This window comes from Thalassospira sp. MCCC 1A01428, assembly GCF_002115825.1.
In the GTDB taxonomy this organism is placed as follows: Bacteria; Pseudomonadota; Alphaproteobacteria; order Rhodospirillales; family Thalassospiraceae; genus Thalassospira.
Genome location: NZ_JFJZ01000094.1, coordinates 1 through 5427, shown reverse-complemented (window position 1 = coordinate 5427; position 5427 = coordinate 1). Strand labels below are relative to the sequence as shown.

General features: G+C 53.5%; 11 protein-coding genes. 9 read left to right on the top strand and 2 right to left on the bottom strand.

Features of this window, described 5'->3' with window-relative positions:
• Both THS27_RS25610 and THS27_RS25605 read right to left on the bottom strand, forming a co-directional pair.
• On the bottom strand, nt 1-289 hold a 289-nt coding region (locus THS27_RS25610; protein WP_139835752.1), incomplete at its 3' end, for a hypothetical protein.
• A 43-nt stretch (nt 290-332) separates the two neighbouring features.
• The gene (locus THS27_RS25605; RefSeq protein WP_085595759.1) at nt 333-1115 is read right to left on the bottom strand and encodes a TerB family tellurite resistance protein; all 783 of its coding nucleotides are present in this window, start codon (nt 1113-1115) and stop codon (nt 333-335) included.
• Nucleotides 1116-1323: 208 nt separating this feature from the next.
• On the opposite strand from THS27_RS25605, the gene THS27_RS25600 reads away from it, so the two are divergent.
• The 9 genes from THS27_RS25600 to THS27_RS25560 form a co-directional block, all read left to right on the top strand.
• The gene (locus tag THS27_RS25600) at nt 1324-1707 is read left to right on the top strand and encodes a phage antirepressor KilAC domain-containing protein (RefSeq protein WP_085595757.1); all 384 of its coding nucleotides are present in this window, start codon (nt 1324-1326) and stop codon (nt 1705-1707) included.
• Nucleotides 1707-2210 carry a hypothetical protein gene (locus THS27_RS25595; RefSeq protein ID WP_085595755.1) on the top strand — a complete coding sequence of 168 codons (504 nt, stop codon included), beginning with the start codon at nt 1707-1709 and terminating at the stop codon, nt 2208-2210. Before THS27_RS25600 ends, THS27_RS25595 begins: the two co-directional genes overlap by 1 nt.
• 8 nt (nt 2211-2218) lie before the next feature.
• Complete coding sequence (locus THS27_RS25590) at nt 2219-2512, top strand: hypothetical protein (RefSeq protein ID WP_085595753.1); 294 nt, start codon at nt 2219-2221, stop codon at nt 2510-2512.
• An 85-nt stretch (nt 2513-2597) separates the two neighbouring features.
• Entirely contained in the window at nt 2598-2978 is a 381-nt protein-coding gene (locus THS27_RS25585; protein ID WP_085595751.1) for a DUF3168 domain-containing protein, read from the top strand.
• A gap of 72 nt (nt 2979-3050) precedes the next feature.
• Nucleotides 3051-3509: a phage tail tube protein gene (locus THS27_RS25580; RefSeq protein ID WP_085595749.1), complete on the top strand. Its 459-nt coding sequence runs from the start codon at nt 3051-3053 to the stop codon at nt 3507-3509.
• Between the two features lie 50 nt (nt 3510-3559).
• The gene (locus THS27_RS25575; protein WP_139835751.1) at nt 3560-3940 is read left to right on the top strand and encodes a hypothetical protein; all 381 of its coding nucleotides are present in this window, start codon (nt 3560-3562) and stop codon (nt 3938-3940) included.
• A gap of 20 nt (nt 3941-3960) precedes the next feature.
• Nucleotides 3961-4176 carry a hypothetical protein gene (locus THS27_RS25570; RefSeq protein ID WP_085595745.1) on the top strand — a complete coding sequence of 72 codons (216 nt, stop codon included), beginning with the start codon at nt 3961-3963 and terminating at the stop codon, nt 4174-4176.
• Between the two features lie 2 nt (nt 4177-4178).
• Entirely contained in the window at nt 4179-4619 is a 441-nt protein-coding gene (locus tag THS27_RS25565; protein ID WP_085595743.1) for an HK97 gp10 family phage protein, read from the top strand.
• 1 nt (nt 4620) lies between these two features.
• The coding region (locus tag THS27_RS25560; protein ID WP_210403020.1) for a phage tail length tape measure family protein at nt 4621-5427 on the top strand (807 nt) is incomplete at its 3' end.

Genomic DNA, 5427 nt, shown 5'->3' with positions numbered 1-5427 from the left:
TGCATTTGCCGTAAAAAATGACACTTTTGGCGTCGCCAAAAACCCCGATATTGGCGCGAACAACTTCTTTTTTATCGGTGATTTCATAGCCATTGGGGCAATAGCTGTTTTCTTTAAGGGATGTTTCCAGCCATTTGATGCGGTCGGCATCGTCGTAGGGATAATACACATCGGCGCGATACCGGAATGTGCCATCGGCATAGGGTTCAAATTCGGTGCCGCGCAGTCTGTCTTCGGTTGAACAGGCGGCAAGGAGACTGACCAGCCCGATGATGATGATTGAACGCATAAAAAATTCCCCGGTTTTGTGAGCAGAATGTGGGTTGTTATGGTCAGCTAAATTCGTCAACCAGTTCGGACAGGGCTTCGAGTTCTTCCGGTTTGACAATGCCATCGGCCTGAATAAGCCCGTGGCAGGCTTCAACAAACATTTTACGGCGGTGCTTGTGGTGCTTCCATATGCCATCAATGGCATCGTTTACCTGGTCTTCTGTCGGGCGCAGTCGCTTGATATAGGCGGCAAGGGCTTTGGCATCGATTTCGGTAAAGGGTTCGTTGTGGAAATCGGCCACCTTTTGCGCATAAGCAAGCATGAATTGGATTTCGGCAGGGTGCATATAGCCGTCGCTGCGCGAAAGGGTGGACAGCAACCGAAGGTCAGGACGGCAGTATTTTTTGATGCGCTGGCCCGGGTTGCTTTCGATTTCAGGAAGGGGGGCTGCATCGCGCGCCGGGAAAAAGGCCGGGTTGACGATTATTTGCAGTTCGTCGCGGAAAAAATCAACCGGATGGGAAACGACACCGTCGATATCAATGATGGAAACGATGCCGGTGCTAAGGAACTGACGATAGGCGTGGCGTTCATAACAATAGGCGTGCAAGCGGTAAGCGGTTTGCTCCGTCCAGGTGCTGTAAATCACGATACGGCGGGTGGTGACGCGGTTTTTGCTGTCGCGATATTCAATGGCGATACTGATATCGGAAAGATCAATATCGCCATATTCGTCGGCGGTTTCGGGGCGGGCGCTTTCGGTAGCATCAAACGGGATGTTCGTGCTGATGGATACCGTGATTTCCGGTGCCAGTTTCGGTTTGAAGAATTCGAGAAACGCCATTGCAGCCCCCTGTGCATTACAATCAGGGGATGAAGTTAATTTGATTTTTAAACGGGAGTCAAAATTTAATGGCGGGGTTCGGCGTGGGTAGCGAATAAAGGCCGCTTTCGTTAATAACCAACATTTCCTGATCACCAGAGGGGGTACGAACAGTATTCGTACCCCTTTCATCGTCATCTAAACGGCTCACAGCCTTGCTGGTATCCGAATGCTCCAGAATGCAGAGCAGGCTGAACACATTGAAAGCCAGAGTAAGCTGATCTCTGAAATGGCGCCCAAGGTGGATGGGTTCGATCTGATCGCACATGCAGACGGATCGCTTTGCATTACGGATGCGGCCAAGACCTTGCAGAAACGCCCTAAAGACCTGTTCGCCTGGATGGGGCAAAACGGCTGGATTTACAAGCGCACAGGGTCAGCAACGTGGATTGGGTATCAGTCCAAAACGTCACAGGGGCTGCTGGAGCATAAAACCACTACAGCGTATCGATCTGATGGATCTGAAAAAATTACGGAACAGGTCCGCGTCACGCCGAAAGGATTGACCAAATTGGCCCTTGTTTTTGGCGTATCCGGTACGGAGTTGGTGTAATGCGGCAGGAAAAGGATATCGAAATAAAAGATACTCCGCGTGAATTTGCACGGAAAATCATCGGCAATGCGATGAAAGTGTTCGCAGATCAGGGAGAGGGCTGGGGGAACTATATTCCGCAAATGAGGGAAGGTATGCGGGTTGGGATTGAATCTGTGACTGTGCCCGGCGGTGCAGACTTTGAGCGCAAAGTGAAGCAAATGATGCTGGAAGAGATTGATGCGCTGCTGGATGACCTGACGGGCATCACCCCGGAACGGATGCTGATTGATTACCCTGATTTGTTGCCGCCGGATTTGCGGGCCAAGCTGTTTAACGGGGCGATTGAGGTTATCCGCGATATGGGGCTGGGCGTTGATGTTCTTAAGGATGACGACGGCGAGGATATTGTTCGCCTGACCGTGCCGGATGATTGCAAAATGCCACAGGAGGATATTGACGAGCTGACCCGGCTGGCCGAACCCTATGCTGTTAAACGCAAGCGTCTTCACCGGGTTCAGTAGGGGGTGGTATGATGATTGACCATGGTATTATCCCCTCGACCGTTTCCGACCTGCACCGGTTTTATTGCGTATTGCGCAGTGCCGGGGATGGCGACGAGGAAGGGCATCTGGCCGAGTGGCTGGAAGAACAAATGCTGGTGACGCGGGCGCGTGATATGGCGGAATTGGCGGTTAAGGTGGATGTTTTGTTTGGCTGGATTTCACCGGGGATGGAGGGCCTGACTGAAAAAGGAACAGACCTTTTGTTGCGGCAGGTTAACAGCCTGCGGACGGATTTACGGCGTTTGACCCTGACGGGTTGATTTTTCAACTGTTGTGATATCACAACAACTGAACGCATAGGCGGTTCCGGTTTTTGACCGGGCCGCCTTTTGTTATGGGGGAATCATGGTTGCCAGTATTGCGGTGCAGGCGGGCCTTTACGGGGCCTTGACGGAGGCGCTTTCGTGCCCGGTTTATGAGGATGTGCCGGTTAATGCCACGATGCCCTATGTGGTGTTTGATAATAACCTGGTGCTGGATGCCGATTATATCAGCGGGGCGCATGAGCGGATTACGTTCTATCTATCGGTTTATTCGTCCTACCCCGGATCGCTGGAAGCGCAGACGATATTGGGGTTGATCAAGCAAACCCTGCATCAAAAGCGCCTGGCGCTGTCGGCGGGGGTGATGGAGGCGATGCGGGTTAGACGGTTGACTGTATCGCCCGATATCGAAGATGAAACCTATATTGGCAGTTGCACCATCGAGGTGATGGTGCAGCCGTGAATTTTCCAGGTTAATGAATGTATGCCGTCCCGGTTGGGGCGGTTTTTTTATGTCTTGCAAGGAGCATGAAAGATGGTTGTTGCGGTTGCTGCGCTTAACAAATTGTCGGTTTCCGATGATGTTTCAACATCGGCGACGAAAACCGAATTTGAGGCCGAAACCTTTATCAAGGTTGGCGAAATTGAAAATATCGGCGAGTTCGGGTCTGAATTTTCGGCGGTGACTTTTACGTCACTGGATGACCGGCTGGTGCGCAAATTCAAGGGCACGGAAGACCCCGGCACGCTGGCGCTGGCGCTTGGCCTGGACCCCGACGATACCGGGCAGGCACAATTGCAAACCGCCCTGGCATCGGATGCGGAATTTTCGTTCAAGATTGAACTGAATGACGGGGAGACCACACCGACGACCTATTATTTTCGCGGGCGGGTCATGTCGTTCAAACAGACGGTGGGCGGGGCCGCCGATGTTGTGAAAGCCAGTTGTTCTATCGGGATTAACACCCGGCCCTTGATGGTGGCGGCTACCTGATCGTGGCCTTGATTTTTTGATCGCAGTTTGATGGATATTTGACAGGATTGATGATGGAAAAGAAAAGCGAAAGTGTGGTGGCGCAGACCATGAAGGTTGATCTGGCCGGGACATCCTATTTTCTGGTGGCCAATCTGAATGCCTTGCGCGGTATTAATGCCGCCCTTGGTGGCCTTGCGCCAGCCTTTGCCAAGGTGCGGGATTTGAATTTTGACGCGATGGCAACGGTTTTGGCGTCGGCGGCCGGGATGAAACCCAGCGCGGCCGAGTTTGACGGGCTGGTCAAGGATATCTGGCAGGCCGAAAACAAGGCCGAGATTGGCGGGGCATTGTCGGATTATCTGGTTGTTATGCTGAACGGCGGGCGGGCCAGTAATGATGATGCTGGTTCTGACGGTGAAAACGGGGGCAGCGCGCCGGGAAAGTCGTAGAACTTTCCGCCTGGTGGGACATGGTTTACCGCTATGCCACCGGGTGGCTGGGCTGGGATGACGAAGCGGCCATGTCCACCCCCATTGCCCGGATTATGCTGGCGATGGATGGCAAGGCGGAGTTTTTGCGCATTACCAGCGGGGCAGAGCCGGAACCTGAAAAAGCATCGCCCGACGATGTGGCAAACAGGTTGCGGGGTATTATGGCGATGGCCGGGCCAAAACGCGGGAAATAACCATGACAGTAACAGGCGGAAAGCAACTGGCAGCGCGGTTAAACGCGCTGCCAGATAAAATGCACGACCAGGTGGTTGAGGCGGTTGCGAAAGCCGCGCTGGCGGTTTTGGATGAAATGCGGCGTTTAACCCCGCGTGACAGTGCGAACCCCGGCAAACATGCGGCAGATGGTTTGACGGTGGTTTATTCCGAAAATGGCCTGAAAGCCTTTATTGGCCTGCCGAGTGATGCGCTGGCATCAGACTATTTCTGGTTTCGTTTTCTTGATGGCGGCACCAAGGGCGGAACGGTGCAATATCGCAAGGCCGGGAAACTGGGCAAGCGATATAGCATGACTGTTCCCGCCCGCCCGGCCTTGCATATTCGGGATCGTGCGGTTGATGGTGCGGACGTACAGCAAATGATTAGTTTGGCGGTGCGCAAGGCATTGAACGAGGCATAAAATGGCAATCGAACAGCATGGCATTGCGGTTAGTATCGAGGCGCAGCTTGATAAATTTCGCAAGGAATTAAAGGATTCGGGGAGCCTTGTGGATGTTGTTACCACCGGGATGGATAAGGCTACCCGGCGCGCCGCGACTTCCTTTAACCGGATTCAGGCACGGATAGACCCTGCGACGCGTGCCTTCCGCCGCTATGAACAGCAGGTGTCGCAGGTTAACTTTGCTGTTGAAAAGGGTATTAAAACCCAGGCAGAGGCCGAAAGGGTCTTGCACGGCCTGACGGCAGAATACGAACGGTCTGTGGCAAAGATTGGTGCCTTGCGTAGAACAGTCGTCGCAAATGATGATGCCGTTGCCAAAAGTTCGGTTAACTACCGCAAGTTCGGGGCCATTGCCCAGCAGGCCGGTTATCAGGTTGGTGACTTTGCAGTGCAGGTGGCCAGCGGGCAAAACCCGCTGGTGGCCATGACCCAGCAAAGTGCGCAATTGTTGGGTTTTTTTGGCCCTTGGGGGGCCGTTCTGGGTGCGGCGGCTGCTGTCGCCGGGGCCTTGGCTGTTTCTTTATGGGATACAGGGGATTCGGCGGGAAAAGCAGCAGATGGGCTTAAGGAATATCAGCGCGAGGTCAAGGCGGCTGATGATTTTGTGAAGAGCCTGAATGATAGCGTCAAGGACACGTCACAGCTTTTTGCCGATCAGGAAAGTGCCGTTTTAGGCGCGGCACGCCAACGGATTTTGCAGGCGCAGCGCGACCTTGACGAAGCACAAAAACGCCTGAAACAGGCCAAGGATGATGTATTTGATACA